Below are 219 nucleotides of genomic sequence, written 5' to 3' on the forward strand. Positions count from 1 at the left end.
ACTCCAGTCACCACTGCTAGTGAAAGCTGTTCGTCCTTGTCGCTGGCGCGTCGCTGGGTCGTTGAAAGACTGTATGGCGAGTTGGTCGATGACGATGCGGGTATAGGTGGGGTCGATCTCGATGCTGTGGCCGGTTTGTTCGCCCCACAGGAACAGGTTGCCCATGGCGGAGCGGGCTAGGCAGTGGAAGGTGTCGGTGAAGGGGAGTTGGTCTTGTAC

Source organism: Actinomyces sp. 594 (assembly GCF_019325145.1).
Lineage (GTDB): Bacteria > Actinomycetota > Actinomycetes > Actinomycetales > Actinomycetaceae > Actinomyces.